Source organism: uncultured Maribacter sp., from assembly GCF_963974015.1.
Lineage (GTDB): Bacteria > Bacteroidota > Bacteroidia > Flavobacteriales > Flavobacteriaceae > Maribacter.
This window is the reverse complement of the sequence record NZ_CAXBBZ010000001.1, coordinates 975,807-1,001,332: the sequence shown is the minus strand read 5'-3', so window position 1 is coordinate 1,001,332 and position 25,526 is coordinate 975,807. Positions and strand designations below refer to the sequence as shown.

Annotated in this window: 21 protein-coding genes and 1 tRNA gene; 10 read left to right on the top strand and 12 right to left on the bottom strand. The window is 35.2% G+C overall.

Going from position 1 to position 25,526, the window contains the following annotated elements; all coding sequences use genetic code 11:
* Positions 1-133 precede the first annotated feature (133 nt).
* The gene (gene ssb, locus AACZ41_RS04400) at positions 134-478 is read right to left on the bottom strand and encodes a single-stranded DNA-binding protein (RefSeq protein WP_339626924.1); all 345 of its coding nucleotides are present in this window, start codon (positions 476-478) and stop codon (positions 134-136) included.
* Between the two features lie 73 nt (positions 479-551).
* Positions 552-893 (bottom strand): single-stranded DNA-binding protein, encoded by a 342-nt coding sequence (ssb, locus tag AACZ41_RS04395; RefSeq protein WP_339626922.1) that lies wholly within the window; start codon positions 891-893, stop codon positions 552-554.
* Between the two features lie 422 nt (positions 894-1,315).
* On the opposite strand from ssb (AACZ41_RS04395), the gene AACZ41_RS04390 reads away from it, so the two are divergent.
* Positions 1,316-1,534 (top strand): hypothetical protein, encoded by a 219-nt coding sequence (locus tag AACZ41_RS04390; protein ID WP_339626920.1) that lies wholly within the window; start codon positions 1,316-1,318, stop codon positions 1,532-1,534.
* Between the two features lie 42 nt (positions 1,535-1,576).
* Here the strand turns inward: AACZ41_RS04390 and AACZ41_RS04385 are convergent, their stop codons facing one another.
* Positions 1,577-1,738 (bottom strand): hypothetical protein, encoded by a 162-nt coding sequence (locus tag AACZ41_RS04385; RefSeq protein ID WP_339626918.1) that lies wholly within the window; start codon positions 1,736-1,738, stop codon positions 1,577-1,579.
* A gap of 662 nt (positions 1,739-2,400) precedes the next feature.
* On the opposite strand from AACZ41_RS04385, the gene AACZ41_RS04380 reads away from it, so the two are divergent.
* The 6 genes from AACZ41_RS04380 (at position 2,401) to AACZ41_RS04355 (ending at position 9,581) form a co-directional block, all read left to right on the top strand.
* Positions 2,401-2,877: a nuclear transport factor 2 family protein gene (locus AACZ41_RS04380; protein WP_339626916.1), complete on the top strand. Its 477-nt coding sequence runs from the start codon at positions 2,401-2,403 to the stop codon at positions 2,875-2,877.
* Entirely contained in the window at positions 2,864-4,240 is a 1,377-nt protein-coding gene (locus AACZ41_RS04375) for a serine hydrolase domain-containing protein (protein WP_339626914.1), read from the top strand. Before AACZ41_RS04380 ends, AACZ41_RS04375 begins: the two co-directional genes overlap by 14 nt.
* Before the next feature lie 207 nt (positions 4,241-4,447).
* A complete protein-coding gene (locus tag AACZ41_RS04370) occupies positions 4,448-4,831 on the top strand; it encodes a BlaI/MecI/CopY family transcriptional regulator (protein WP_339626912.1) in 384 nt (127 codons plus the stop codon).
* Positions 4,824-6,149, top strand: coding sequence for a M23/M56 family metallopeptidase (locus AACZ41_RS04365; RefSeq protein ID WP_339626910.1), 1,326 nt, complete (start codon positions 4,824-4,826; stop codon positions 6,147-6,149). The genes AACZ41_RS04370 and AACZ41_RS04365 overlap by 8 nt, the downstream gene beginning before the upstream one ends.
* A gap of 120 nt (positions 6,150-6,269) precedes the next feature.
* On the top strand, positions 6,270-8,663 hold the full coding sequence (locus tag AACZ41_RS04360; protein WP_339626908.1) for an outer membrane beta-barrel protein: 2,394 nt from the start codon (positions 6,270-6,272) through the stop codon (positions 8,661-8,663).
* 18 nt (positions 8,664-8,681) lie between these two features.
* A complete protein-coding gene (locus AACZ41_RS04355; protein WP_339626906.1) occupies positions 8,682-9,581 on the top strand; it encodes a polysaccharide deacetylase family protein in 900 nt (299 codons plus the stop codon).
* A gap of 482 nt (positions 9,582-10,063) precedes the next feature.
* On the opposite strand, the gene AACZ41_RS04350 is transcribed toward AACZ41_RS04355, so the two are convergent.
* From AACZ41_RS04350 to AACZ41_RS04320, 7 genes are all read right to left on the bottom strand, one after another.
* Positions 10,064-10,855 (bottom strand): hypothetical protein, encoded by a 792-nt coding sequence (locus AACZ41_RS04350; RefSeq protein ID WP_339626904.1) that lies wholly within the window; start codon positions 10,853-10,855, stop codon positions 10,064-10,066.
* Entirely contained in the window at positions 10,848-13,118 is a 2,271-nt protein-coding gene (locus AACZ41_RS04345) for a hypothetical protein (protein ID WP_339626902.1), read from the bottom strand. Before AACZ41_RS04345 ends, AACZ41_RS04350 begins: the two co-directional genes overlap by 8 nt.
* A gap of 10 nt (positions 13,119-13,128) precedes the next feature.
* Positions 13,129-14,232, bottom strand: coding sequence for a nucleotidyl transferase AbiEii/AbiGii toxin family protein (locus tag AACZ41_RS04340; RefSeq protein ID WP_339626900.1), 1,104 nt, complete (start codon positions 14,230-14,232; stop codon positions 13,129-13,131).
* Positions 14,225-14,992 carry a DUF6577 family protein gene (locus tag AACZ41_RS04335; protein ID WP_339626898.1) on the bottom strand — a complete coding sequence of 256 codons (768 nt, stop codon included), beginning with the start codon at positions 14,990-14,992 and terminating at the stop codon, positions 14,225-14,227. The genes AACZ41_RS04340 and AACZ41_RS04335 overlap by 8 nt, the downstream gene beginning before the upstream one ends.
* A gap of 157 nt (positions 14,993-15,149) precedes the next feature.
* A complete protein-coding gene (locus AACZ41_RS04330) occupies positions 15,150-15,986 on the bottom strand; it encodes a DUF932 domain-containing protein (RefSeq protein WP_339626965.1) in 837 nt (278 codons plus the stop codon).
* A 262-nt stretch (positions 15,987-16,248) separates the two neighbouring features.
* Positions 16,249-18,036 carry a ParB/RepB/Spo0J family partition protein gene (locus AACZ41_RS04325; protein ID WP_339626896.1) on the bottom strand — a complete coding sequence of 596 codons (1,788 nt, stop codon included), beginning with the start codon at positions 18,034-18,036 and terminating at the stop codon, positions 16,249-16,251.
* 363 nt (positions 18,037-18,399) lie between these two features.
* Positions 18,400-18,482, bottom strand: a tRNA-Leu gene (locus AACZ41_RS04320).
* A gap of 259 nt (positions 18,483-18,741) precedes the next feature.
* Between AACZ41_RS04320 and AACZ41_RS04315 the strand changes: the two genes are divergently transcribed.
* The 3 genes from AACZ41_RS04315 (at position 18,742) to pth (ending at position 21,077) form a co-directional block, all read left to right on the top strand.
* Entirely contained in the window at positions 18,742-19,683 is a 942-nt protein-coding gene (locus tag AACZ41_RS04315) for a ribose-phosphate pyrophosphokinase (RefSeq protein WP_339626894.1), read from the top strand.
* A 45-nt stretch (positions 19,684-19,728) separates the two neighbouring features.
* Positions 19,729-20,361: a 50S ribosomal protein L25/general stress protein Ctc gene (locus AACZ41_RS04310; protein ID WP_339626892.1), complete on the top strand. Its 633-nt coding sequence runs from the start codon at positions 19,729-19,731 to the stop codon at positions 20,359-20,361.
* A gap of 86 nt (positions 20,362-20,447) precedes the next feature.
* Entirely contained in the window at positions 20,448-21,077 is a 630-nt protein-coding gene (pth, locus tag AACZ41_RS04305; protein ID WP_339626890.1) for an aminoacyl-tRNA hydrolase, read from the top strand.
* Position 21,078: 1 nt separating this feature from the next.
* On the opposite strand, the gene AACZ41_RS04300 is transcribed toward pth, so the two are convergent.
* Together AACZ41_RS04300 and AACZ41_RS04295 are read right to left on the bottom strand one after the other, a co-directional pair.
* On the bottom strand, positions 21,079-21,765 hold the full coding sequence (locus AACZ41_RS04300; RefSeq protein ID WP_339626888.1) for a hypothetical protein: 687 nt from the start codon (positions 21,763-21,765) through the stop codon (positions 21,079-21,081).
* Entirely contained in the window at positions 21,762-25,526 is a 3,765-nt protein-coding gene (locus AACZ41_RS04295) for a reprolysin-like metallopeptidase (RefSeq protein ID WP_339626886.1), read from the bottom strand. The genes AACZ41_RS04300 and AACZ41_RS04295 overlap by 4 nt, the downstream gene beginning before the upstream one ends.

The window sequence follows — 25,526 nt, the reverse complement described above, 5'->3', positions numbered from 1 at the left end:
CCGTGAAAATGTTGCAATCCTTCTTTTATTTCGTTAACTTGTGCTTTCATTGTTCATTTATTTTAAGTGAATAATTAAAAGAGGGCACGAACTAATTGAAAACTGGTATCTGTGCCCTCTTTGATTTTTATGTTTACTTATCATTTTTAGACCCAAGCAAAAGGATTTCCGTTGCTACAATTTCAGTATAGTATCGTTTTTCGCCTTCGTTGGTTTCATAAGAGCGTTGTGCCAATTTGCCTTCGATGGCAATTTGTTTTCCCACTACTGCATATTTTTCAATGATTGTAGCGAGTTTTCCCCAAGCCACCACACTATGCCAATGAGTTTCCGATTGCTTCTGCCCTTTTGAGTCTTTGTAATTTTCATTTGTAGCCATAGAGAACTGTGCTACAATTTTTCCATTTTCAAGATTTGTAACTTGTGGGTCTTGCCCAATGTTTCCAATTAACTGAACGTGATTTTTAATAGTTTTCATAATAAAAGTTTTAAAAATTATTAATAAAAAAGGGCGCAACTTTCGTGAGGAACGCCATCTTTAATTCTAATGATTACTTGTCTTTACTTCCAAGCAAAAGGATTTCATTCGCTTCGATTTCGGTAACATATCTTTTGATGCCCTCTTTGTCCTCGTAGCTTCGGGATTTCAATTTTCCCGTAACACCTACTTCCTTCCCTTTACCTACAAATTTTTCGATAATTTCGGCAGTCTTGCCCCAAGCTACAACCGTATGCCAATTGGTTTCTGTTTGCTTTTCTCCTTTGGCATCCTTGTAATACTCGTTAGTTGCGATTGAAAAACGGGTTACTTTTTTTCCGCTTTCAAGGTTCGTGATTGTTGGCTCTTGTCCAACGTTTCCGATTAACTGTACGTGATTTTTTAGAGTACTCATAATAAAATATTTAAAGATTAATTAAAATGCTATCCGAACCATTCAGACAGTTTATTGTTATATTTTTTTGAAGTGATTTACTTATTATATCTTGAGCGTTTTCCTTTTTTGTTTTTTTTGGTGCCGCTTCCTTTTTGATGTTTTTGTAAGATTTCATAAGATTCATTTTAGATTTACTTCCCATAGCGCCCTCGCTGTTACCTTTTTTTGTTGCTGATACAGTTTCAAGATTTTGAATTGATAAGGACTTATAAAAAGTGAAGTGCAACGCAACGGTTTATGCAGTCTGTTCAAGTTCAAAATGTTGGTATTTTGCTGGCGAAAAAAGGTTAGGGCAGCGAGGGTGCGGAAGTATTTCTAAAGACTCTTGTGAAGTTCAATAACATTGGAAGTGGCACCAAATGATTAAATGGAATTCCGATTTGGCGGACTCCGTTCACGATTTCGGATTGGGAATGAAGCGTCTCGCTCCAGCGCAGCGGATCGGGTTAGCGAAATGGAAAGTAGAAATTGGGGATGGTGTCCAAGACTTTCCTAGAGAATCTCTTTTCCCGGAATGTAGTTTTTTGCGTAATGCAGGGGAATGTGCTGAACGGGTTATGAAATTCGTATTCAATAAAAGATTAATATTACTTTCGTGAGTAGTTAACTCACTCTACAAAAAGTTCTTTCCGATTATTAGATTAAACATTATTTAATAATATCTGGTAGTAAAAGGGATGCTTTTCTCTGTAGTACGCTAAATGACTTTCACCACTTTCAATAGTGTAATTTTCACTACTTAATTGATAATGTTCTTCTGCTTCTTCTATTGAAATGTTCGGTTTTACAGCTATACTTTTCATAATGTTAAATTATTTTGGTTAAACAATATTTGAGCAGAAACCAAACGGAAGCTAAAATCACAGCTCAAAAGGAAACGGAATAAATAAGTGATGGTAGAAGCGATGGCTTTATGCCGTAGTCTTTTGATGGGTGTATTTTACGAGTTTACCTTGCGTGTATATTGTATGATAATTAACTTCCTTTTTTAAGCGGACTTGATTCTCGATTTTGGCTGGGGAATGTTGTGTTCCTTTCCAGCATAGCGGGAAGGGTTAACGAAATGGAAAGTCAAAATTGGGGATTGGGTCCAAGATTTTTTATAGAGAAGCTCTTTGCCCGAAATGCAGCTTTTCGCGAAATGTAGCGGTAAAAGTGCTGAACGGTTTGCGATTAATTATATCATGTTATCCTCAAAACTAAATTTTGGTTTAACATTCTGTTTATAATGCATTTGATAAGCTTACGACTATAAATATAGTTTTATGACTATATTTATAGTCGTAATTAAAATATAATTATATATTTACCAAAAGACTAAATTAACAAATGTCGCGGAATAAGTGATTTAATATGTTTACAAACCTGAAAAACCAGCATATATTAAAATATCGACATTGTTACAATTACATGAATAAATCGTCTTTATGACATCAATCAAATATTAATCATAAATATTAAAACAATGAAATCATTAAAAATCTTCAATTTCACATTACTCCTTTTATTTTTATTTTCAAACACGGTTTTCTCACAAGAAGCAGAAAATCCAGTAACCGAAAAAGCGTTACAAAATGAGATTCTTAAAATGGACAGTTTATTTTTTAATGTCGCATTCAACAAATGTGATTTAACACTCTATAAGAAAATAATGTCTCCAGACATTGAGTTTTACGATGATCGTTCTGGACTTAATACTTCTTTTGATGTTGAAATAGCCTCCTTTAAAGACCGATGTTCTAGACCTTTCGCCGTGACCCGACAATTAGTTAGTGCTACGGTACATGTTTTAGGCGATTATGGTGCCGTAGAAATTGGTGTCCATGAATTTTATGAGGATGGAAAAAAAGTACAAAGAGGCAAATTTATTATCATCTGGGAACGAAAAGACGGATCTTGGATTATAAAACGAACCGTGAGCTACGACCATGAGCCTGTTTAAAACCAAATCTTTCTACGGTTATTGCCTATTCTTTTTATTGCTGCTTGCCTGTTCTAATGAGCAAAAATCAAACAGCAAAATTACTGTCTTTAAACCGAATTATAAAAAGACATTAGATAGCATTGTCCCAAAACTTATGGCTGAATATCTTGCTCCAGCTGTTGGCGTGGGCATTATAGAAGACGGTAAGATTGCATTTGTAAAAGTGTATGGAGACAATGAAAAAGGGCATAAAGCACCAGAAAACACTATTTTTAATATTGCAAGTATTACCAAACCTGTTGTAACGGCCGCCATTTTAGAACTGGTTGCTCATGACGATTGGGAATTGGACGAACCCTTATTTCATTATTGGACAGATCCTGATGTGGCTGATGATGCCTATGCCAAATTGATAACTACTAGACATTGTTTATCGCATACCACAGGGTTTAAAAACTGGCGTTGGGATGAAGAAGATGGGAAACTGAAATTCAATTTTAAACCAGGAACCAAATTTCAGTATTCTGGTGAAGGCATGGAATATTTGAGGCACGCTGTTGAAAGCAAATTTAAAATGGGGCTGGAAAAGATTGTGGACTCTTTGGTCTTTAAACCGCTAAAAATGAAAGATGCCAAAATGGGATGGTTAGCAGATAAAGATACTGCCCGATTTGCAAAATGGTATGATACAAGAGGAAATTTACATCCCATAAACTACAAAATAAAAAAGATTAACGCAGCAGATGATATGCTGCTAACCGTAAACGACTTATTACTTTTTGGCAATGCCATTATGCATAAAAAAGTAGTTGATGGTGTTCTATATGATGAGATGATAAAACCTCAATCAGCCATAAATGATAAATTGAACCAAGGCTTGGGTTGGGTGGTTTACGATAAATTGAGCAATGGAGAATATATTATTAACCACGATGGTGGCGACCCAGGTGTGGTCACGACGTTGATACTATTTCCAAAGAACAAAAATGGCATTGTCATTTTTGTTAACAGTGATAATGGTGCCAGTATTACCAACAATATCAATAAGGCAATCATAACCAACGGCATAGAAGTGATTGAAGGCTTGCATTGGAACACTAAAATTCCGGATGTTATTAAAATAAGTGACAGCATTCTTAAAAAGTATGTAGGGACTTATAAAACAAACCGAGATTTTTCAATACGGCTTCATATAGAAAATCATTCTCTATATTCGGACAGCGATGTTTTTCCTAAAGTAAAATTATATCCGATGGCTAAAGATGAGTTTTATCCACTTCCCTTTGAATTGTACTTTAAATTTGTTGAAGAAAACAATAAAATGAAATTGCAATTTCTCTCAAGTAATAAAACGGTTCAGTTAGAAGGCGAAAAACAATAAATCGATAAAAGTTTTACAACAAAGTTCGTAGTTCATTGTGAAGGGATTTTCAATAGCCGATATACCGACGTTCTACCCTATTAAAAACTGTCTAAAAACTTTAATTCAGCATCTCAAAAAAAGCATAAATTTTATTTTATGACTATAAAAATAGTAATATAACTATATTTATAGTCATACTTTGAAAATAATTTATATATTTGCCGTATGAATGAACTAACAAAAGCCGAAGAGCAAGTAATGCAATATGTATGGAAGCTTGAAAAAGCATTCCTTAAGGACATTGTAGAACAGTTTCCAGAACCTAAACCTGCATATACCACTATATCAACTGTGGTAAGGGTTTTAGTAAAAAAAGAGTTTTTAAAATTTAAAACTTATGGTAAGATTCGAGAATATTATCCATCGGTTTCAAAAGACACCTATTTTAAAAGACATATGAAGGAGGTGATAGGCAACTTCTTTAGTGGCTCACCAAGTAAGTTTGCATTGTTTTTTGCGAATAATGAAGATTTAAATCTTACAGAAATGGAAAAAATGAAACAAATGCTTGAAGATAAAATTGAAAAATTAAAGGCGAACAATGAATAACATGATTTTATATCTCATACAAGTAGCCACGGCTTTTTCGTTGCTTTATCTTCTTTATATCGTGTTTTTAGATAAACTGACCTTTCATAATGTAAACAGACTTGTTTTGCTGTTGTTACTTCTTGTTTCAATTATTATTCCATTTTCAAATAATCTATTTCCTTCCATAACATCAAAAATCATAGAAGTTCCTTTATTTGAGCAGGTTGATTTAAACATATTTAATAAGCAATTGCAAGTCATTGAGCAACCTTTGATTGACTCTTCTTTTAATTATTCTTCACTATTGATTACAATATATTGGTTAGTGTTTTCTGTATTCCTTATCAGATTTTTGGCCACAGTAAGGCATTTATTTGTATTGAGAAGTCATTCTAAAGTTCAACAAAAAAAAGGATACCAATTAGTTATTTCAAAGGTTCCTGAAATATTCTCATACTTCAATTGGGTTTTTATTCCTGAAGATAAAATTGATCACTATGACAAACAAATCATTGAACACGAAAAGGCACATATTCAGCTAAAACATTCGTGGGATGTGATTCTAACCGAAGTATATATGACATTTTTCTGGTTTAATCCGCTACTCTATTTCTATAGAAAGTCATTAAAAGCCGTACACGAATTTCAAGCAGATAAAGGCGTGCTTCAAAATGGCGTTAAAACCTCTCAATATCTGCAATTACTAATGCAGAGCCTTGAGGTTCAAAAACCTAACAACTTATATAATTACTTCAATCAACCCATACTAAAAAAACGAGTAACTATGTTGACGAAACCTAAATCTAAGCTTATGTCAAAATTGTTGTATTTCTCACTTTTACCAGTTTGTGCATTACTCATTTCGGCATTTACCAAACCAATAATCGAAGAGAATTCGTTTATGAATGCTTTAGATATTTCTGAATTTGTAATGACTCCTCCTTCGCTATTTCCTGTAAAAAATGCTTTAAAAAAAGATATTACTGCACATTTTGGAGATAAGCGGAAAAATCCTAAATTAAATCAAGGAATTGTTCATACAGGTATAGATATAAGAGCAAAACAAGGAACTCCAGTTATTGCGACTGCGGATGGTGTTATTGCTAAAGCTTCAATGGAAGGCGATTGGGGAAACTTAATCATAATGACTCATAGGGATGGCTATGAAACTTGGTATGCACATTTAAATGGATTTAATGTTAGCGAAAAGCAAATCATAAAAAAAGGGGATATTATTGGTTATGTTGGTAATACAGGTAAATCTTCTGGGCCACACTTGCATTATGAAGTAAAGAAAAATGGGAACCATTTAAATCCACTAGATTTTATAGAATAAGGGTCTCTCTCTCTCTCTATACATATCATTTAAATTTTAATATGGTCTCTTGACCAAAATAAAGTTCTCTTTTTTAAGCAGAATAGGATAATTACATCCAAATTTTTCACAAAATTATTTATGAAATCATCAATTCAATTATTCCTTATTTTCTGTTTTTCAAATAGTATTTTTGCTCAAAATACGACTGTTTCAGGAACTATTAAAGATAAAACTGCTGTTCCTGTGGCTTATGCAAATGTCATATTTAAAGTTAAAGATAATCCCCAAACCATCTTCGGAACTTTGGCAGACGAAAATGGCAATTTTTCAATAGACGTTCCAAAGCGAGTCTATAATTTTGAAGTCTCTGTAATTGGTTTACTGCCTACTAGTTCATTACTTGATCTAACAAACTCCAAAAGCAAAAAGAATCTTGGCGATATTATCATTAATACAGATGTTGCATTAGATGAAGTTGTTTTGACCGCTGATACACCTAACTATAAAATCGAATTGGACAAAAAGGTCTATAACGTGTCCAAAGACCTGTCCGTAAGTGGTGGAAGTTTAATCGACGTGATGCAGAACGTCCCTTCTGTTCAAGTTGAAGTGGATGGTAAAATGAGTATTAGAGGCAATGGTAGTGTGCGTATCTTAATCGATGGTCGAATTAGTGGTTTAACAGGTACAGCGTCACTATTGAGAACGATTCCAGCAGCTTCTATAGATAAGGTGGAAGTGATTACAAATCCATCCTCAAAATATAGTGCAGAAGGTTCTGGTGGTATCATTAATATTGTTTTGAAAAAAGGAAAGAAAAAACGTTTGAGCACCAGTTTCGAGGTGTTTTCCGGTATGCGCTTAAACTCTGGAACCAACATTAATATTAACAAGGCAAATGAAAACTACTCGTGGTATATTAATACGGGTTTGGGATATTCTGAACCGAAAGCTACAGGTTCAATAGCATTAACTAATTTTGAAACTTCCCCTTCGGAAAGTTTTAGGTCTTCAGAACAAATACTCAAACAGTTTTATGCTTTGAACAACCTTGGTGGCGACTATAAATTCAATTCGAAACATTCCGTTTCGGCAGACTTTACCTATCGACTGGCAAACTTAAATACCATCACTTCTATTGGGTATGAAGATTATGACGATAACAGCTCGTTTGCTACTTCAGAGCGTTTTGATTCCGAAAAATTTAAAAACAACTTCTTTCAAGTTACCAGTGAATATAAAATAAAGTTAAATGACAGCGGTTCGGAACTAAAGTTAAGTGCCCTAACACAATCATCTACTGAAAACGGCAACTCAACTATTTTAGAAAAAACCACATTTCCGCATTCAGGAATTGATGCTAACGATCTTATAGAGAACAACATCAAAGACAAACGATTTACGGTGGCTTTAGATTATGTGCATATTTTAAAAAATAAATCACAATTAGAGTTTGGTGCACGAAGTAGGTTTACCAACATAGAGAATGACTATGCAGTTGTACGTATAGAAAACAATATATCAACTACAATTAATGAATTTACAGATAAAACCAACTATGACGAAAATGTTACAGCATTTTATGGGCAGTATGCTAAAAGCTTTAAAAAAATCAAATTTCAAATAGGTGTAAGAACCGAAACTACTAACATTGACATTACATCAAATTATAATACCGAAAAAGTAACGAGGAACTATACAGATTTATTTCCTTCCAGTTTTTTGAATTATCAGTTTAATGATGATAATAGCATTCGGTTTTCAATATCGCGAAGAATACAAAGACCAAGACGGGATGCTATTGTTCCGTTTTCTTCTTTTAGCGATGCCAGAAATATTTCTGTAGGGAATCCTGAATTAAATCCATCCTACGTAATGCTAACAGAATTAGCATTTGAGTCAAAAGTTAGCAATGTGTTTTCAATAGTCCCAGCGCTATTTTTCAGAAAAACAAATCAGGTGATGGATTACTTTATTCAAAAAGAAAACATCTCTATCAATGGAACTACTGAAGAAGTTTTTGTTAGAAGAATTGTCAATATCGGCGATGATAGAACTTACGGACTTGAACTGGGTTTTAGCTATAAACCCTTAAACTGGTTTAGTGTTTACAGTGACATAACGCTCAATGGTTACAGCCAAAACGGAAGCTACGAGGCTACCGATTTTGATGTTAATGGTTTGGCATTTGGTGGCAGATTACATCTTGATTTTAGACTGTCCGATTCTTTTAAATTTCAATTTCAAAATAGATTTAGAGGTGCAGACAACAGAGGTCAATTTTCTCGAAAGGCTTTGTACAGATTGGATTTTGGAATGAGCCAAAGCCTGTTTAAAAACAATGCGTCATTGAGTATTAACTTTAAAGACATTTTTGATAGTTGGGAATGGAATATTAAAACCAGAGGCGAAAACTTTAAGCAGGACATAAAATCGCAAGTTCGTGTACCACAATTAAATGTGTCTTTTATTTACAGATGGAATCAAAAGCGATACCAAGGTAAAAAGGGACAGCAATACGATAGATTATAACACTAAAACCATAAAATAATGAAACAGCTTATTACAACAATCGCTTTTTTGATAACAATACACGTTTTTCGCCAGTCCAAAGTAAGTTTCACTTTTGATGATGGTGTAATAGGTGACAGACCAAATTACACCTTTGAGGAATGGAACGGAATGCTTCTAAAAAAACTAAACGATGCCAATATAGAGGCGATGGTTTTTGTAACAGGAAATGATAAAAAAGGGAAAAAAGGGAAAAAACTATTGGAAAGTTGGAATGACAATGGCCATAAAATTGCCAATCATACATTTACGCATCCAAACTATAATGCCAAAACAACTACGATTGCCGACTTTAAAAGTGATTTCCTTAAAAACGATAAAGTGATAAGTAAATACTCAAATTACGTCAAGTTTTTTAGATTTCCGTATTTGAAAGAGGGTAATACGAAAGAAAAAGTAGATGCGTTTCGCGAATTTCTAAAAAGTCAAGATTATAGAAATGGTTATGTTACTATTGATGCTTCAGATTGGTACATTGATAGTCGATTGATAAAACGATTAAGAGAAAACCCACTTGCAGATTTAAGCGATTTTAGAGAGTTCTACTTAAATCATATTTGGGAACGCGCCCAATTCTATGAAAAATTATCTTTTGAGATAAATGGTAGGCATATTAAACACACACTTTTATTACATCACAATTTAGCAGCAGCTTTATTTCTTGATGATTTGATAGAAATGTTTAGATCTAAAGGTTGGGAAATCGTTTCGGCTTCAGAAGCTTATGAAGACCCCGTATATAAAACTGAAACAAACTTTGCAGGCGAAAGTCTTATTTATGCACAAGCAAAAGGCTCTGGAAAGTATGATTCAATTTTACGCTACCCAGCAGAAGATAGTAGATATGAAAAAGACAGTATGGATAAATTGGGTTTATGATTTGATTTACTTTTTTACAATAAAGAATCATACTGATTCCTAATTGTGTGTTTTGATGAAGCGGACTTAATACACGGTTTTGGCTAGGGAATGTAGCGTTCCTTCCCAGCGTAGCGGGAAGGGTTAACGAAATGGAAAGTCGAAATTGGGGATTGTGTCCAAGACCTTTGTAGAGAAGCTCTTTTCCCGGAATGTAGCTTTTCGCGAAATGCAGGGGAATGGGCTGAACGGATTATGAAAACTGTATATCCTTTTGAAGTAGAACGTCAAGCGGACTTAACTTTAAAGATGTAGGCTGAAATGGAGTTTGACCATTTCCCGATTTTCTCGGGAATGAGTGGGCAAGTGAAATGAAAGTCGGAAGCTTTATAGTTGTGTCCAAGACTTTTGTATAATGAAGCGCTTTGCCCGAAATGTAGCTTTTTCTGCGGAATGTAGGGGAATGGGCTGAATGGCAGTATTAATATCGATTCAATTCATCATCAATATTTAGGTTTCCATTTCCAATTACATTTAGGCGAAAACAATTCTGGATTGAAATAGATTTCGCTAATCAAATCAAGAAACTTGTTGCTTCTCAAAAGTCCACCGCAATGTTCTGGTTCTGTTGCGATAGTAAATCCTTTTAAACGTTCAAAAATCCAATGAATTAATGGATTGTCCTTATCTAACATTGTACGTATTTCTTGTTCCTGTAGATAGGTAAATTCAAAAGAACCATCACTTAAGCCATTCTTTATCGAAAAGAAGTCCAAGTCTATATCAAAAAATACAGATGTTTCTGAAGAATTCAATAGGGCATCCTGTAAGGCTTTATACGTTTTGAATTTTTTAATTGCGTGTCTGTTTCCATAAGTATCTATCAGTTCTTCATCTTTCCAAGTATCTTGACCTAGTTTTTGTCTACAATGCACGTATATGTCTCCAATCAAATTGAGATAGGCCGCACATAAAATATGACCATCATTATTGCCAGCAAGTTTTGCCCACGAAAACAGAGATACTTCCGCATCACTTTCTAAATCCAATTTATCTAACCATTCCCTTTCTGTTTCACAAGGGTAGCATAAATCTTGGTGCCAATCTAACGAAACTAAACAAGGTGGCTTACTACTTTCATCTTTACGCCTCCACTTGTTCCAATAGAAGAATGCATATCGGTGTTCTTGAAATAATGCAAGTTCAATAGCTTCAGAATTATCAATAGGATGTGCCAATATTTGTCTCAAAGCTCCTGGTGGTTCTATGTGATATGGATTTCTGAATTTAATCATTTGCTCTATTTTCAAAAGGTTCTATACTATTTAAATCATCTTTTATTCCCTGTTCTTGGTAGGGTGAAACCATATTGAGCTGAACAACATCTCTATTTACCTTCCAAATCAATTCAGTAGCAAAGGCCAAAGTGAGTTGGACAGACTCAAGTGGGTTCTCTTGCCTATCGTCATTCCATTGCTCTCTGTGAGTCGCATTTCTTTCTTGTGTCAAATCTATAACTGATGCATATAGCTTCTTTTCTTCATTCATTAAATCTAATTCAAGTCTATCAACATCATCCTGATTTAATGTATTATATTTCAATATTGGTAAGTCCGATTTAGGAATTACAAACAACACATCCCTAAAGAATCTTGAAGGTAGATTGATAATATGCTTTAAATAACCAAGATCAGTCCTTATACTATGACTTACAAAATTTACACCAATTATTAGGTGAGTCGAATTTTTGTATTTCAACTGTTTAAGTGCTGCTGGAATCTCACTTCTTTCGATTAAATAGCGACGTGTTCTTGCTGTTAGAAAAGAATTAGGTATATATCTGTTAAGCACTTCTGAAACTATGAGTTCTCCGAAGATAGTATCATAATTCATATGGGGAATATCTCCTTCAGTAAGTGCCTGCTTTTGCATTAATCTTTTAGTTCCTTGAAGACCTATCCGAAGTATCTCTGTTTCTGAAGTTGTAAAATCAGTACCGTTTATGATTGGCTTGTAAACATCAAAAGCATTTGCAATTAATTGTGTGGAATTTGCTTTAAAATTGGTAATCTTCTGGGGGCTCAATACCGCAGAAATTCGTTTAGCAACAATGGCCTCTTCAATATTCTGTGCCAATTCAACTGTGAAGTTATCGAATGTAGCTTTAAGTTCTGTTGTTATTTCATAACCTAAAGATTTTAGAAGCTCTTGTTCTTCCAAGATTTTTTCTAGACAAAACTCAAAATACTCTATGGAACCTTTCCATTTAAGTAATTCAACAACAGTATCTGGCATTCTTGGTTGTTCTGTACTTCCTCGATTGGTATAATTAATTTGAACAAAATATTGTCTAACAAACAAAAGAGCAACGTATTTACATATCCAAAATGTTATTTGTCTGGATATTCCTAGATTGTCAACTTCTGGAAAACGATATTTAAAATCGATAGGTGTTCTATCCTGTATAAATCCGTCTTTAAAATAAGCGAACCAATAAAACACCTCATACATAGAATTAGGTAGCAGGTAATATTGGACAGGTTGACTTTGGGTGTAGTTTAAAATTCTCTTTAGAGCCTCCTCGTTATTCTTGTAGAGAAGTAACCCACCCAATACAATATGAAACTCAAAAAATTCGATTTGTTCTCTTTTTCTGAAGTCAATAGCATCTTGATTATCATAACTACGAGTCTCTATATTATAATCTCCTTGTATGCTTTCTAAACGCATACTATAATATTGATGTGCTGTGCCCCAATGCCGGACAATCAATTTAGCCGAATCTGAAATTAATACGATATTTCCCCACATCCACGAATAAGTAGTAGGCGATATAGGTATTTGTTTAAAATCTTGACCAAGAAGCCACCAATTAGAAACAGAATTTAAAGTTACTGCGTCTAACTCTTCTCTTGGTTTTCTAAGTTGTTTTTTTATAATGTTTCTATTTATAAGATAAAAATCTATTGGGTATTCAATAGACGAGTTTGAAGAATGCTTATCTCTCATCTCTAAAAATTCCTGTGTATAAAAACCACTCAGAGTTTCGAGTAAATGCTCATCTTCATTTTCTACTGCGAAAGTTGTGAACTCATTGATTGTTTTTAGCAAATAAGTCTTATATACGCTGTCGCTCTTTTTATATTTATACTTTGAAATTAATCTAGTCAAAAGTCTAGTTGGTTTTCCAATGTATAAAGCAACTTTATCTACCCAAATAATTAATGAAATAAGAAGCGAGGCTGTTAAAATAAAAACAACCAATTTATTACTATGTGCTAAAAAAGGAAACCAAGGCTCAAACTCAAATATTAAAAACAAGAAAGAAAAGAATGTTGCAAACAGTAACCACTCGAAATAAGTAACAGGTCTTGAACGATACCAGAGTTTTGGGCCTAAACTTATCTGAGGAAATTCTTTCTCAAATACTCTCGATAAATAATTCGATTTGTACTTGCTTCCAATATTTGATATTTTATCTAAAGTAATAGGGTATGCTAAACCAATAATTGCTATGTCAATTGCAACGCATATTTCAATAATATATTTAAATTCCATTTGCATAAATTTATAATAGTTCCACTGCCTTGTACCAATAATAAAAGATGCTCTTATCCGGTTGCCGTTTTAATTTGTTCAAGAACGCCCAGTCTGCTTTTTCAATGGTAAGCTCGCTAATGTCCTGTCCTTTATGATATTCAATTTCTTTAATTTTCGGTTGTAACAATATGGCATTCAAATAGGCTACTCTGGCCGAAGCTGCCATTGCTTCTTCTATCCTGAAATGTCCAGTCATTAGAAATGCACTACCGAAACTGCGTATACCCATATTCAAATCGGCAAACTTCTTTTTCGATTCATTAGTCGGATTACTTTCCCTTCTGGCAATAATAGCACAGGTATTTATGGAATCCCATAGAATATCAGTTTCTTTGAGGTTTCTGTTACCGAAATCTTTATCGGAACTTCTATAGGATAGTTCTGCCATCGCAAAGGCGGAAAAACTTTTCTTTACTATAGTCATATAGGTAATGCTCTCAAACAATTTCCCTAAATCAAACAATTGCTTACAGATTTCCATTGTAAATAACTGGTCGCCCTTATAATATGGAATACCAATGGTCTCTGGCGCAAAAGCAGTAAGCTTGTCCCCACAGATGGAATTTACCGAAGGTGTGGTGATTGATATTATAGGCTTATCAACCGATAGCCAAGAAATCTCAATGGAAGATTCTATAATCTCTGGATAGTGTGGACTGTCAAAAAGAACATCCAAAAGAATGGTTCCTGGAACGTTCGTGTTGTAAACCGAATCAAATTCAAAAGTATAGTGTGCCTTTGGAACGCCTTCTTTATAACTTCGACGTTCATTCAAAGTGTGGCTTTTAAAATGAGAATTGGCGACAACTGCATCAAGAATTTTTTCCAATGGGTCACGCTTTATACTTGAAATGATATCGATATCTATTGAAAACCGATTGCCTTCTTCAAGCAAAAGAACAAGTGATGTGCCGCCTTTAAAAACAAAATCAAGTCCTTCTATCTTTAGATGTTCTAACAAAGAAAATGCGTGAACCATTTTTTCCAATATGGTCACGTTAATGCCTTTATGTTCTTTTTTTGCTCGGAAAATATCCAACCATTCTTTTGTGAAGCTTTTGTTTTCAATCATAGATTATGTCCTCTAAAATATTCGGTATGTGGTTATTCATAAATTGCTTGATTTCCTGTTCTTTCTTTCGTCTTTTCGCATAGCTAAAGAGCTTTGTGAAATTAATACTGTATCGCTCAAGTATCTTTTCATAAATATTTATGAGTTCAGAGCCTTGGTAAAAATGGTACAGGTTTTCATCGGCAAACAAGTCCACCATTATTTTTTCAAGCGTGGCGACTGGAACTACATTTTTTTTATCTTTCAATTTACTTATCGGTGCTCTGGTGACGAGACGTTTTATGACCACGGGGACAGCACTCTCGGAAATGTAGAATTCAATTTCCTTGTTATCGGGATTCAAGAAAAAATCCATTTTCAAGGAATCATTTAGATAATAGTATAGTGATTCTGTAAATTCCTTTTCCACTTCTACTACAATCATTTGATTGGATACTTGATGCTGTGTAAATTCATTGAGCCATTGGTTCTCCCATATAGCATATTGGATTTCCTCAAACCGTTCATTGGTCTTACTTGCTATTTTTAGAACACTATCAGACAGTACTGGTTTATACTTGGGTTTATAGGATATAACATACAATCCACGCCCAATAGTTTTGATGATGTCTTTTTTCTTCAGGTCGTAAATGCGCCAACTAAATGTACTTTCCTTCAAATCCGGTTCAAGGTCCAAATAGAACTGAAATAGCTGGTTCCTATCAAAGGAACTTTGCTCTTTAAACGCTTCTATAAGCTTGTTTTCTATAATTTTTGGCATAATACAATATCAAAACTTTGCCAAAAATACAAAAAAGTGGCGAATATTTGAAAACTAATTATCGCCACTACATCAATAAAGTGGTAAATATTTGAAACGAGCTATTATTGAAAAAGAAAAAATCCAGTTTGAGGTACTGGATAAACCTTTATTTAATTTATGACATAGCATAGACTTCATCGAACAGCTTTTTATCCAACCGTTCTTGTTGGCCAAAGCTTTTCTTTAAGACATTATGAAGTACTGAATTAAAAGCATTATAGCCCAGCCAAAGATTAGGTTCTTCATTGAGCAACAAGGCTTCATAGTTCAAGATTTCGATGACCTCACGAGACTTTTTCGACGGGTCGCTATTCTTATCGCTACATTCATACCGGAATAATTTCGTTTTGTCAAGAATCGCTTTGACAAATTCCTGTGTATCGATGATCTTAAATTCCTTCATCTTGTCGAACTTCTTGGTAATGGTGTAGAATTCATTATCCAGAAATTTATCGAAAAGATTGATCAACCTTGGCATAATCAAGTGTGTATTGTTCTTACTGTGTTTTATGGAAAACTCGATTTCTGCCTGTGACACGTGCAGACCGTTTGAGCACACTTCTCTATAAAACCCGAAGTGTCCAGAGGTCTTTTCACTTCCGTCATACGAGTTTTTAAATCGAAGCATCGGTAGTATCAAGTCCTTATCGTTCTTAACCGTAAACTGGCTTTTGTCGTCGATAATAAAGTCGGTAATGAACGACCTGTCATTTTTGTTGATGGTGCGTTTGTGGAAGTTCAATTGTGCATCGGTCAGCATTTCTTCAGCTTTCTTGAAGAAAAGTTGATTTGGAATGTGGCCATAGCTGTTCGAGACAACATTGACGATTTTGCCATTAGAGATGATGACATTTTCAAGCCCTCGTCGGGATTCCATCTGGGTCAGACTTTTTAAGGATTTCATTTCTGATGGTACGAAGATTTCATCCTGTTGCAAATTTTTTAAATACATAGCTTTTGAATTTAGATTAAACAATATTTGAGCAGTACCCAAACGGAAGCTAAAATCTCAGCTCAAAAGGAAACGGAATAAATAAGCGTAGGATGTTGCGTTGGCTTTATGCCGTAGTCTTTTGATGGGTGTATTTTACGAGTTTACCTTTGCGCTAACTATTGATTGATAACCCCTTCCTTGTAAATACATCTTTTAAAAAACTATCATAAAAAAGAAAAAGGGCCAGCACGAATGCCGACCCTTCTTCAAACAACAAAAGCTAATCGTTGAGTTCCTGAATTTGCTTTTCAAGAACTGTGATGCGCTCTTTCAAACGTTCCTCACGTTTGTCTCTCTTCTCGGCATATTCCTTTTCTATGCCGGCAATCTTGGATTTGTAATATCCTTGCATTGCGTTGTAGAATGAAATGTTCGTCAGATTATTGACGTGATTGCTTTCGCCAAAATGCACTTGCTTTGTGAGCATATAGCGTATCAACTTGTGAAAGATTTCTTTTTTGAACTTCTTCTTGAAATTCTCAACCATTTCAACTTTGGTCATCTTTGAAGTGTCGCCCAAGAACTTTGAGAAATACTTTTGTTGGCTCATATAGTCCACATTATTCTCAAATAGCGATATCGAGAATGCCACCATTTCATCTGTTGAAAGTGTCTTCTTGGTATCAATGTATTTCGTCTCACGAATCATTTCTACAACTTCTTCAAACTGCTTGTTGTTCTCTATTTGCTTCTTCCGGATTTCCCTTTCGTTGATTTTTACGATTTGTTCTTCAGGCGTACAATCTGCCATTTTTCTGTTGGCCAATGGTGCCGAATATTCCGTAGAATCGTTCTTTGATTTTTCAACAATCTTTACAAAAATTTCTTTGTGCTGGAATGAATCGGGATGGAACACAATACCGTTTTTAAATCCATCTTCTTTTGCTGAATTGAATTTTTCCAATGCTTCTTTATAATTCTGCATTGCTTCATCCAATTCTGCTTTTAATTCATCTTCAGAATAATCGTAATGTTGATATTCTTTCTGAATAGCCTCGATTGTTGGCTCAATCGGATTCTCTATAATTTCAACATCGTCCAATAGATAGACTTTCAATCCGTTCTTTTCCAATTGGGATATAATGAGCTGATTGTTTTCGTCATCTACCCAATACTGTCGTATTTCAGGGACTAAAAGGATATTCTCTTGCTTGGATTTTTCAATCAGGTTCAAAAGCGATTTGCTTTTCTTCGTTTCAAAACAGGCTGCTTTTGTACAGACCATTTTTCCTTCGCCGAAAAGATTGCCTTGATTTGCTGCATTGAAAGGACATTCTACACAAGACCCAACTTTTGGAACCAATTTTTTGTCATATATATCAAAAGATGCTTTTTCCAAATCGTAGGTCTGGTCTTTAATCATCCTGTTTATCTGATGCGCATTAAAATCCTCGCCCATCGTTTCCAACATCATCTGTTGCTCTTCCGGTTCAAAGAGCGCGACACCTACACCCAAGGAAATGGTCATTTCGCCATTACGGACAAAGTGTTTAAAGCCTTCTATCAAACCTGCCAGTTTTAGTCGTTGTCTGATAAAGTTATCCGTTCTTCCCAATCGCTTCGCTATTTCGGTAGGCGCATATTTCTCATTTAGGTAAGTAATCGCCTCAGCTTCTTCGGTAGGCTCAACATTCTGTCTTTGCAGATTTTCGATGATTTGCACTTCCAGAACATCATTGTTCTCATAAGTCCTCACGATACAGGGTACAGTCTTCTTTCCTGCTAATTTACTTGCGCGATATCGGCGTTCGCCCATCACGATGACATAATGGCCATTTAGTTGCCTTACCGTGATTGGCTGCAACACACCGTGCTTTTCGATACTCTCAGAAAGCTGCTTTAACGCATCCTCGTTAAAGGTCTTTCTTGGTTGCTTTGGGTCAGGCTTGATTTTGCCCAATGGTAAGTTCTGAATTTGAAGTGCGGATGATTTCTTTCCGTTTACTTCTTTCTTGGCAGTAGATTTCGCTCTACTGCGCTTCTTTGTGGTACTCGCTTTTGTTGTCATAATACTCAAATTTTTGATTAAACAATATTTGAGCAGAAACCAAACGGAAGATAAAATCTTGGCTCAAAAGGAAACGGAATAAATAAGCGATGGAAGAGAAGTTGGCTTTATGCCGTAGTCTTTTGATGGAAGTATTTTACGAGTTTAACTTGCGTGTATTTTGTATGATAATAAACTTCCCTTACGAAGAAGTAAGGTCGTGATTAGATAAAATTTATTATTCTGATAGTAAATTCATAGGGTTTAAAAACAAATAGAAGAATTTAACATCAATAAAAATGTTGCCTTCAAAATAGCAAAATGTTGTACCTATGTTGTACCAAGTCATAAAAAAAGCCGAGATTTTCATCTCAGCTTTTTTAGTACCGAAGGCGGGAATCGAACCCGCAAGCCTTGTGAGCAATGGATTTTGAATCCATCGTGTCTACCAATTCCACCACTTCGGCATATTTTTTTTCCCTTCTCAAATTTGGATTTTGAATCCAGCGCGTCTACCAGTTCCGCCACTCGAGCATTATCGTCCACTTGAAACGATATCCTATTAAAACAGGACTGCAAAACTAAATAATAATTTTGTCACTAACACCAAAAATATCAAGATTTATGCATTAGCAACCAATTTTAATTTTTAAATTTGCACCTCCTTAAAAACAAAGGCTTCAACAATTTATCGAAGCAACTATTTGGGAAACAACAATTAAAGACATGCCATACCAAGTTCCACAACCGAAAATATTTGCTTGCACACAAAGTAAAATCTTAGGCGAGAAAATCGCTAAGGCATATGGAATGGAACTGGGCAATGTATTGTTCTCTCGTTATAGTGATGGTGAGTTTCAGCCTTCTTTTGAAGAATCTATACGTGGTACAAGAATCTTTATTATAGGCTCGACACACCCAGGTCCTGAAAATTTAATGGAAATGTTATTGATGATCGATGCTGCAAAAAGAGCATCTGCACGTCATATAACAGCGGTAATGCCTTATTTCGGTTGGGCTAGACAAGATAGAAAAGATAAACCTAGAGTGCCGATTGCAGCAAAGCTTGTTGCTAAAATGCTCGAAACAGCAGGAGCTACTAGAATTATTACAATGGATCTACATGCAGATCAGATACAAGGGTTTTTCGAAAAACCTGTAGATCATCTTTTCGCATCTACTTTGTTTTTACCATACCTCAAAAACCTTGGTTTAAATGACCTTACCATAGCCTCTCCAGATATGGGTGGTTCAAAAAGGGCTTATGCCTATTCTAAAGCTTTAGATTGTGATGTAGTTGTATGTTACAAACAAAGAGAAAAGGCAAATGTTATTTCCCATATGGAACTTATAGGTGACGTACAGGGCAAAAATGTAGTTTTGGTGGACGACATGGTTGACACGGCAGGTACGTTGACAAAAGCAGCAGATTTAATGATGGAGCGTGGCGCTATTAGCGTAAGGGCTATTACTACACATGGCTTACTGTCCGGTGATGCATACGAGAAAATCGAAAAATCGAAACTAACCGAATTAATTATTACTGACTCTATTCCAATAGAAATAAAAAGTGATAAGGTAAGAGTTTTAAGTTGTGCCAATCTATTTGCAGATGTAATGGACAAGGTTCACAATAACAACTCTATTTCTTCTAAATTCTTAATGTAACAAGAAGAAAAATTTAAAATAGAATATTAATTTTTAATACATATAATGAAGTCAATTACAATTAAAGGATCAGAAAGAGAAAGCGTAGGCAAAAAGGCAACGAAAGCCTTACGTAATGCTGGAAAGGTTCCTTGCGTAGTATACGGAGGGGATAAACCATTACATTTTTCAGCAGATGAACTAGCGTTCAGAGACTTGGTTTACACTCCAAATGCACATACAGTTGCAATTGAATTGGATGGTGGAGCTTCTGTTAAAGCAGTTATGCAAGATATTCAGTTTCACCCGGTAACAGACAAGATCATTCACATTGATTTTTATCAATTGTTCGATGATAAAATGGTTACTATGGATATTCCTGTACGTTTAGAAGGTAACTCTCCAGGTGTTCGTAATGGTGGTCGTTTATTATTTAGAAAACGTAAACTTACAATCAAAGCATTACCAGCTAAATTACCAGATTTCTTTGATATCGATATTTCTAAATTGAAAATCGGTCAAAACATTTCTGTTGGTTCATTGTTAAGTGATGATTTCAGCATTCTACATCCTGATACCACTGTTGTTGTACAAGTTAAAACCGCGCGTACTGCCGTTGCTATTGATGATGAAGAAGAAGATGGAGAAGAAGGTGCTGAAGGCGCTGAAGGTGCTTCAGAAGAAACTGCTCAAGAATAGATATCTTTTTTTAAGATTTACTACTAAGCATCCCGATACGTGTATCGGGATGCTTTTGTATTTTTATTCCATAATTCTAAATAGCTATGTTCGGTTTTTTAAAATCATTGTTTACAAAGCAGACCATAATTCAAGAAGAGAAAGATCCCATGAAGAAATTTTTAATTGTTGGCCTAGGTAATATAGGTGATGAATATACGGAGACCCGTCACAATATTGGTTTCAAAATATTGGATGAAGTGGCGCAAGCAAACGACTTTACTTTTGAAACAGCAAAACTTGGTGATATAGGGTCATATAAAATTAAGGGTAGAACCGTAATTTGCTTAAAGCCTTCAACCTATATGAACCGTAGTGGCAAAGCATTGAAGTATTGGATGGATAAAGAAAATATTCCACAAAGTAATGTTCTTGTTATTACAGATGACATCAATTTACCTTTTGGTACTATACGCATTAAAACAAAAGGAAGTAATGGTGGTCATAACGGCTTAAAGGATATAGAGTTATTTTTACAAACTATAACCTACAACCGATATCGTTTTGGTGTAGGTGCAGATTTTGGCAAAGGCAGACAAGTAGAATACGTATTAGGACAATGGGACGATGAAGAAAAAGCATTATTACCAGAGCGATTAAAAAAATCAACCGAAATAATTAATTCATTTGTACTAGCTGGTATTGCTCGCACAATGAATCAATATAATAACACATAATCTATAGTACTTTAAAATTATATATTCCTGAATTAGATTTATTGCCTTGAGCATCAATTACAATTATACTCCAATAATAAACAGTATTCGCAGTGACCGAAACCTTTATACTATTTACTGTAGGCTGAAGTGTTCGAATTAAATCGACAGGAATTGCTTCTACCGAAAAATAAACTTCGCAACTAACGATATCGTTATCTAAATCAGATACTGTCCAAGACAAAGTAACTTCGTTGTTAATGTCTTTAAATACATTTTCTGAAGATACCGGACTCACATTATTGGCAGGAAAAGGCGCAAATGTAGTTCTTGAACCAGAATTATAAAAATTCCAAATTTCACTAGATACCGTTTGGTCTACCTGACTATTTTTTGAACGTACTATCCAAGAAAATTGCTCTCCTTTTGCCAATGGCAGCTTTGCAGATGTAGTTGATGAAGTAATAGTTTGCACTGTACCTGTAGAGGTATTCGTCACTCTTAATTCATATGTTTCGGTATTATCTGCTTCAGACCACTTAAATTCTACCTGGCTAGTTTCCGGGCCTAAGCTTAAACCAGTAGTGCATTCAGAATTTTCCTCTGGAAATACCAATTGCACAGCTTCCGGAGGTGAGGGCGTTCTCTTCTTTTTACAGCTTGTAAAAGCCATCATCACACATATACCTAAAAACAAAAAGCGCATCATTCTTTAATTATTTTAGAGGTTCCTTTGACCGTCTTTCCTTCATATTTCAGGTAATAGATTCCAGTAGATAATAAACTTAAATTTAACTCTATGATACCTTGTTGTACGTTTTCGGAAGAACTGGAAATTAATCTACCATCAGCACTAAAAATGCTCACTATAATATCTTCTTTTCTGTCACCTAAATAAACTTGAACAAAATCAACTACAGGGTTTGGGAAAACTATTGGCTTCTCAAAAAAGCTAATTTGTTCTTCATAAATTCCTTGACATGGAATATCAGTAGACACCTTTAATGTATTCAATCCTTTTTCTAAATCTAAAACCACACTAGACTCTTCGGTCTGTATTGAAATTCCATTTAGCTCTATGGTATACAAAGAAGAGCCTTCCATTTCAAGGGTAATCTGTGTACCATCCAATGTAATTTTAGATGTAACGCTTAGCGGATCAGGTTCTGCTATTTGAACTTCTAAACAATATTCATTGTAAGAAATACTTCCATCTGTACCTATAATACATAAGGAATACGTACCAGAACTTAAATTTGCCAAATTAAAGGAGTTCGAAAAATTCTGAGTTATATCAAGTCCATTCCCTAAAACTCTTATTTGATAATCAAGGGCCAGTTTCGGAATTACAGATAATGCACCATCATTATTTTCCCTACATGTTTCACTAACCAAGCTTATAGTAAAATTTTCTGCTGGAAAACGGTATATAGGGCATCCAGAGGCATCTACTTCTAGACCAACCGGCGTACCAAGACAAAGGTCGTCACCGTCATCAAAAACGCCATCGTTATCATTATCTGGCCTAAAGTCACCCTCTACACAAACTTCAAGAGCAAAGGCTTTTAAGCTACCACCATCTGAAGGTGCATTATCTCGAATTTCTAAAACCCATTCTCCCAGTATAGACTCTCCATTAAAATCACTAAGACTACCTAGCGGTTTTACCATACCACTTATACCTGGATCAATCGAGCAATTGAACGACGGACTATCATCATCAAAAGTAGCATTTATATTTTGCGATTCACCACAAGAACTAGAAACCAAAGTAACTACAGTACCCGTTGGTGATGTTAGGCTAATGACCAAATCTGCTAAAAAAGTATGATCGAGGTCTATTACAACATTCATATCGGCCACAGGTAGGTCTTCATAGAATACAATTTTAGAGCTGATTACCGGCGTACCACTACTTGAAATAGAAATAGGTAATGCTGTAGCATCTTTTGTCGTGCAATTAAACTGTATGGTAGAAAAGCTAAATGCAGCACTGAAAACTCCTTCGCCACAATCATTTTTTGGTTTTACCCTCCAGAAGTATTGACTATTATTACCTATTTGTACTGGGGAATATGTATCTGTATTCACGGTAGCAGATTCTATAATGTTTGAAAAACCAGCATCAGTCGAAATTTCGACATCATAAAGTGTATTGCCCAATGCCGCATTCCATTGTAAAATAATATCCCTTGAAGCATCTACAAAGCCGTCTAGGGGAGACAATAACTGCACCGCCTCAAAATTATCATCATATACCCTTAACTGAAGAATAACTTCTTTAGTGACCGTCGCAGAAGTAGCCAAAACTCGAACTGGGTATGTACCAACAACTAAATTCGAAATACCTTGAAAATCAATAATAACAGGTGTATTGGTAAAATCAGCAGATACTGGAGTAAACTGCGCCGTTAAACCTGCAGGCATATCAATAACACTGAACGTACTCTGTTCATTAAAGCCTAAGCCCAACTCATACGTAAAAGGAATACTAATATCGTTCGGCTTACAAACATCATATACAACCTGCTCAAAATTCAATACAATTTCTGAAGGTGTTATAGAAAAATCAGCAGCGTTAACCGCAAAGAAGATATTATTATCAGCCTTTACCATGATACGACCGGCGCTGGCCGAAATATTTGGGATAATCACACTTTGACTTCCATCGTTTAAAATATTTTCAACCAATGTTATAGGATACGTAAAACCACCATCTATAGACAAAAATACTGATACCGTTTCAGCATTAATCGGTGCTATGTTGGTATTGGCTACATCCCAAGAAATCGTCTGTACCGATCCCGCCTCAAAAGTTAGTTCTGAAGTTTGTGAAGTGACTACAAATGGCCCCGCTTCATTTATCACGGACACCTGTAGCTCATCTGAAATTGATTGACCACCATTTAATGCATTATCGCGCACTGTCAACGAAAAATTCATTTCACGACCTATATTAGAGAGTGTTTCCCAAGCATCGCCTACTGTAGGCGATATTTGTGTCAATTGCCCGTCTAAAATTCGAGTCAAATTTGGGAAATAACGATGCGGCAAAAGGCTCGGGGGTAAGGACCTAAAATTAGCTCCTGCCGGATTATTAGGTCCAAAAGTAGCTTGGGTGACCACACCATTATCTATCTGCTCCCAAGTATAACTGAGAACATTCAAAGCATCGACATCGTTTGCTACCCCCGTTAATACGAAAGGTGTTCCTTTAGGTATGCTATAGTTAGACAAAGGAAGTAACGATGGCGGTGAATTGGTCAATACTTGAGTTTGCCCACAAGAAACAGTTTTTAGATAATCCCTTATTTGCACCACACTCACATAATGAAAATAATCATCACTATTGGCCGCCACATTATTATTACCGGTAATACCTGCGTAGCCCATTATAGTTGTACCACTAGCTGGCTCTACCTGCACTGTGGTACCTTCAGAAATATGTGAAAAAGAATGGTTTGCACCAAATTGATGCCCCATTTCATGTGCAACCAAATCAATATCAAAAGCATCACCAGTAGGCGATGACAAAGTCGTATAACCACTACCCTTTCTATTATCTGTACAAACCGCCCCTATAAAGCCAGAATTACCATCTAAAGTATTATCCTGTTGGTTAAACAGATGCCCTATGTCATAATTAGCTTCACCTATAATACTGGTAAGTGTATTTTGAACTTGAGCACTTAAACTACCAGTGTATGGATCAGTCTCTGGATCAGTATATATCACCAAATCCGTATTATCGATTAATTCAAGTGTAATTGCCAAATCACGTTCAAAAATCCCATTTATTCTTGTCAAGGTCGCGTTAATTGCGGCGAGAGCATCAACCTTTGTACCACCATGAAATTGGGTATATTCGCCAGAAGCAGAAACTGCGACCCTAAAAGTTCTAAGGGTTTGATCATCGACTAATTTTGCAGTTAAATTCTGCGAATATTCCATAACCTCTGGCATGGTACTACAAACAAAGTTAAGATCACTTTTTTCTTGTTCGGCTCTTCTGTAAAGAACATAGATGTCATCGGTTGACTTTTGCATAAATAGTGCTCCGTTTTCCCCTGGTGTACTGATCATACTTTGAATGCCCTTACCTGAAACACTAAAACGAACTTGCTTGGAAGAGTTATGTAATGCTACACCTTTAAATGACTTTATAGTAGGGTACTTCTTTGCAAGACCTTCCGAAAAAACATTGGCCTCTTCCACCTCAAAAGGGACCAAATTACCTTGCTCATCTGGAAAATAAATTATTTTAGAACTTGATTTTACAGATAGCGTATTTAAAAATTGTTCTTGATTCAATGTAAATGCCCGACCTTTATCTACGCGTAAACGTTGCTTAGAAAATTGTTTAGCGCTTGCATTTAATTCCGTATTTTTCCAATATGTAGATTGAGCCAGCCCATAAAAGGAAAGAAATAGTATGGTAATTGAAAAAACTAGGCGTAATTTTACAATCAT

Excerpts from the sequence above, each read along its gene's own strand:
- pth (WP_339626890.1), top strand. The coding sequence starts at position 20,448 with ATGTTCGGTTTTTTAAAATCATTGTTTACAAAGCAGACCATAATTCAA.
- AACZ41_RS04380 (WP_339626916.1), top strand. The coding sequence starts at position 2,401 with ATGAAATCATTAAAAATCTTCAATTTCACATTACTCCTTTTATTTTTA.
- AACZ41_RS04340 (WP_339626900.1), bottom strand. The coding sequence starts at position 14,232 with ATGATTGAAAACAAAAGCTTCACAAAAGAATGGTTGGATATTTTCCGA.
- AACZ41_RS04325 (WP_339626896.1), bottom strand. The coding sequence starts at position 18,036 with ATGACAACAAAAGCGAGTACCACAAAGAAGCGCAGTAGAGCGAAATCT.
- AACZ41_RS04385 (WP_339626918.1), bottom strand. The coding sequence starts at position 1,738 with ATGAAAAGTATAGCTGTAAAACCGAACATTTCAATAGAAGAAGCAGAA.
- AACZ41_RS04310 (WP_339626892.1), top strand. The coding sequence starts at position 19,729 with ATGAAGTCAATTACAATTAAAGGATCAGAAAGAGAAAGCGTAGGCAAA.
- AACZ41_RS04335 (WP_339626898.1), bottom strand. The coding sequence starts at position 14,992 with ATGCCAAAAATTATAGAAAACAAGCTTATAGAAGCGTTTAAAGAGCAA.
- ssb (WP_339626924.1), bottom strand. The coding sequence starts at position 478 with ATGAAAACTATTAAAAATCACGTTCAGTTAATTGGAAACATTGGGCAA.
- AACZ41_RS04315 (WP_339626894.1), top strand. The coding sequence starts at position 18,742 with ATGCCATACCAAGTTCCACAACCGAAAATATTTGCTTGCACACAAAGT.
- AACZ41_RS04360 (WP_339626908.1), top strand. The coding sequence starts at position 6,270 with ATGAAATCATCAATTCAATTATTCCTTATTTTCTGTTTTTCAAATAGT.
- AACZ41_RS04295 (WP_339626886.1), bottom strand. The coding sequence starts at position 25,526 with ATGATTGTAAAATTACGCCTAGTTTTTTCAATTACCATACTATTTCTT.
- AACZ41_RS04370 (WP_339626912.1), top strand. The coding sequence starts at position 4,448 with ATGAATGAACTAACAAAAGCCGAAGAGCAAGTAATGCAATATGTATGG.
- AACZ41_RS04345 (WP_339626902.1), bottom strand. The coding sequence starts at position 13,118 with ATGGAATTTAAATATATTATTGAAATATGCGTTGCAATTGACATAGCA.
- AACZ41_RS04350 (WP_339626904.1), bottom strand. The coding sequence starts at position 10,855 with ATGATTAAATTCAGAAATCCATATCACATAGAACCACCAGGAGCTTTG.
- AACZ41_RS04300 (WP_339626888.1), bottom strand. The coding sequence starts at position 21,765 with ATGATGCGCTTTTTGTTTTTAGGTATATGTGTGATGATGGCTTTTACA.
- AACZ41_RS04355 (WP_339626906.1), top strand. The coding sequence starts at position 8,682 with ATGAAACAGCTTATTACAACAATCGCTTTTTTGATAACAATACACGTT.
- ssb (WP_339626922.1), bottom strand. The coding sequence starts at position 893 with ATGAGTACTCTAAAAAATCACGTACAGTTAATCGGAAACGTTGGACAA.
- AACZ41_RS04365 (WP_339626910.1), top strand. The coding sequence starts at position 4,824 with ATGAATAACATGATTTTATATCTCATACAAGTAGCCACGGCTTTTTCG.
- AACZ41_RS04330 (WP_339626965.1), bottom strand. The coding sequence starts at position 15,986 with ATGTATTTAAAAAATTTGCAACAGGATGAAATCTTCGTACCATCAGAA.
- AACZ41_RS04375 (WP_339626914.1), top strand. The coding sequence starts at position 2,864 with ATGAGCCTGTTTAAAACCAAATCTTTCTACGGTTATTGCCTATTCTTT.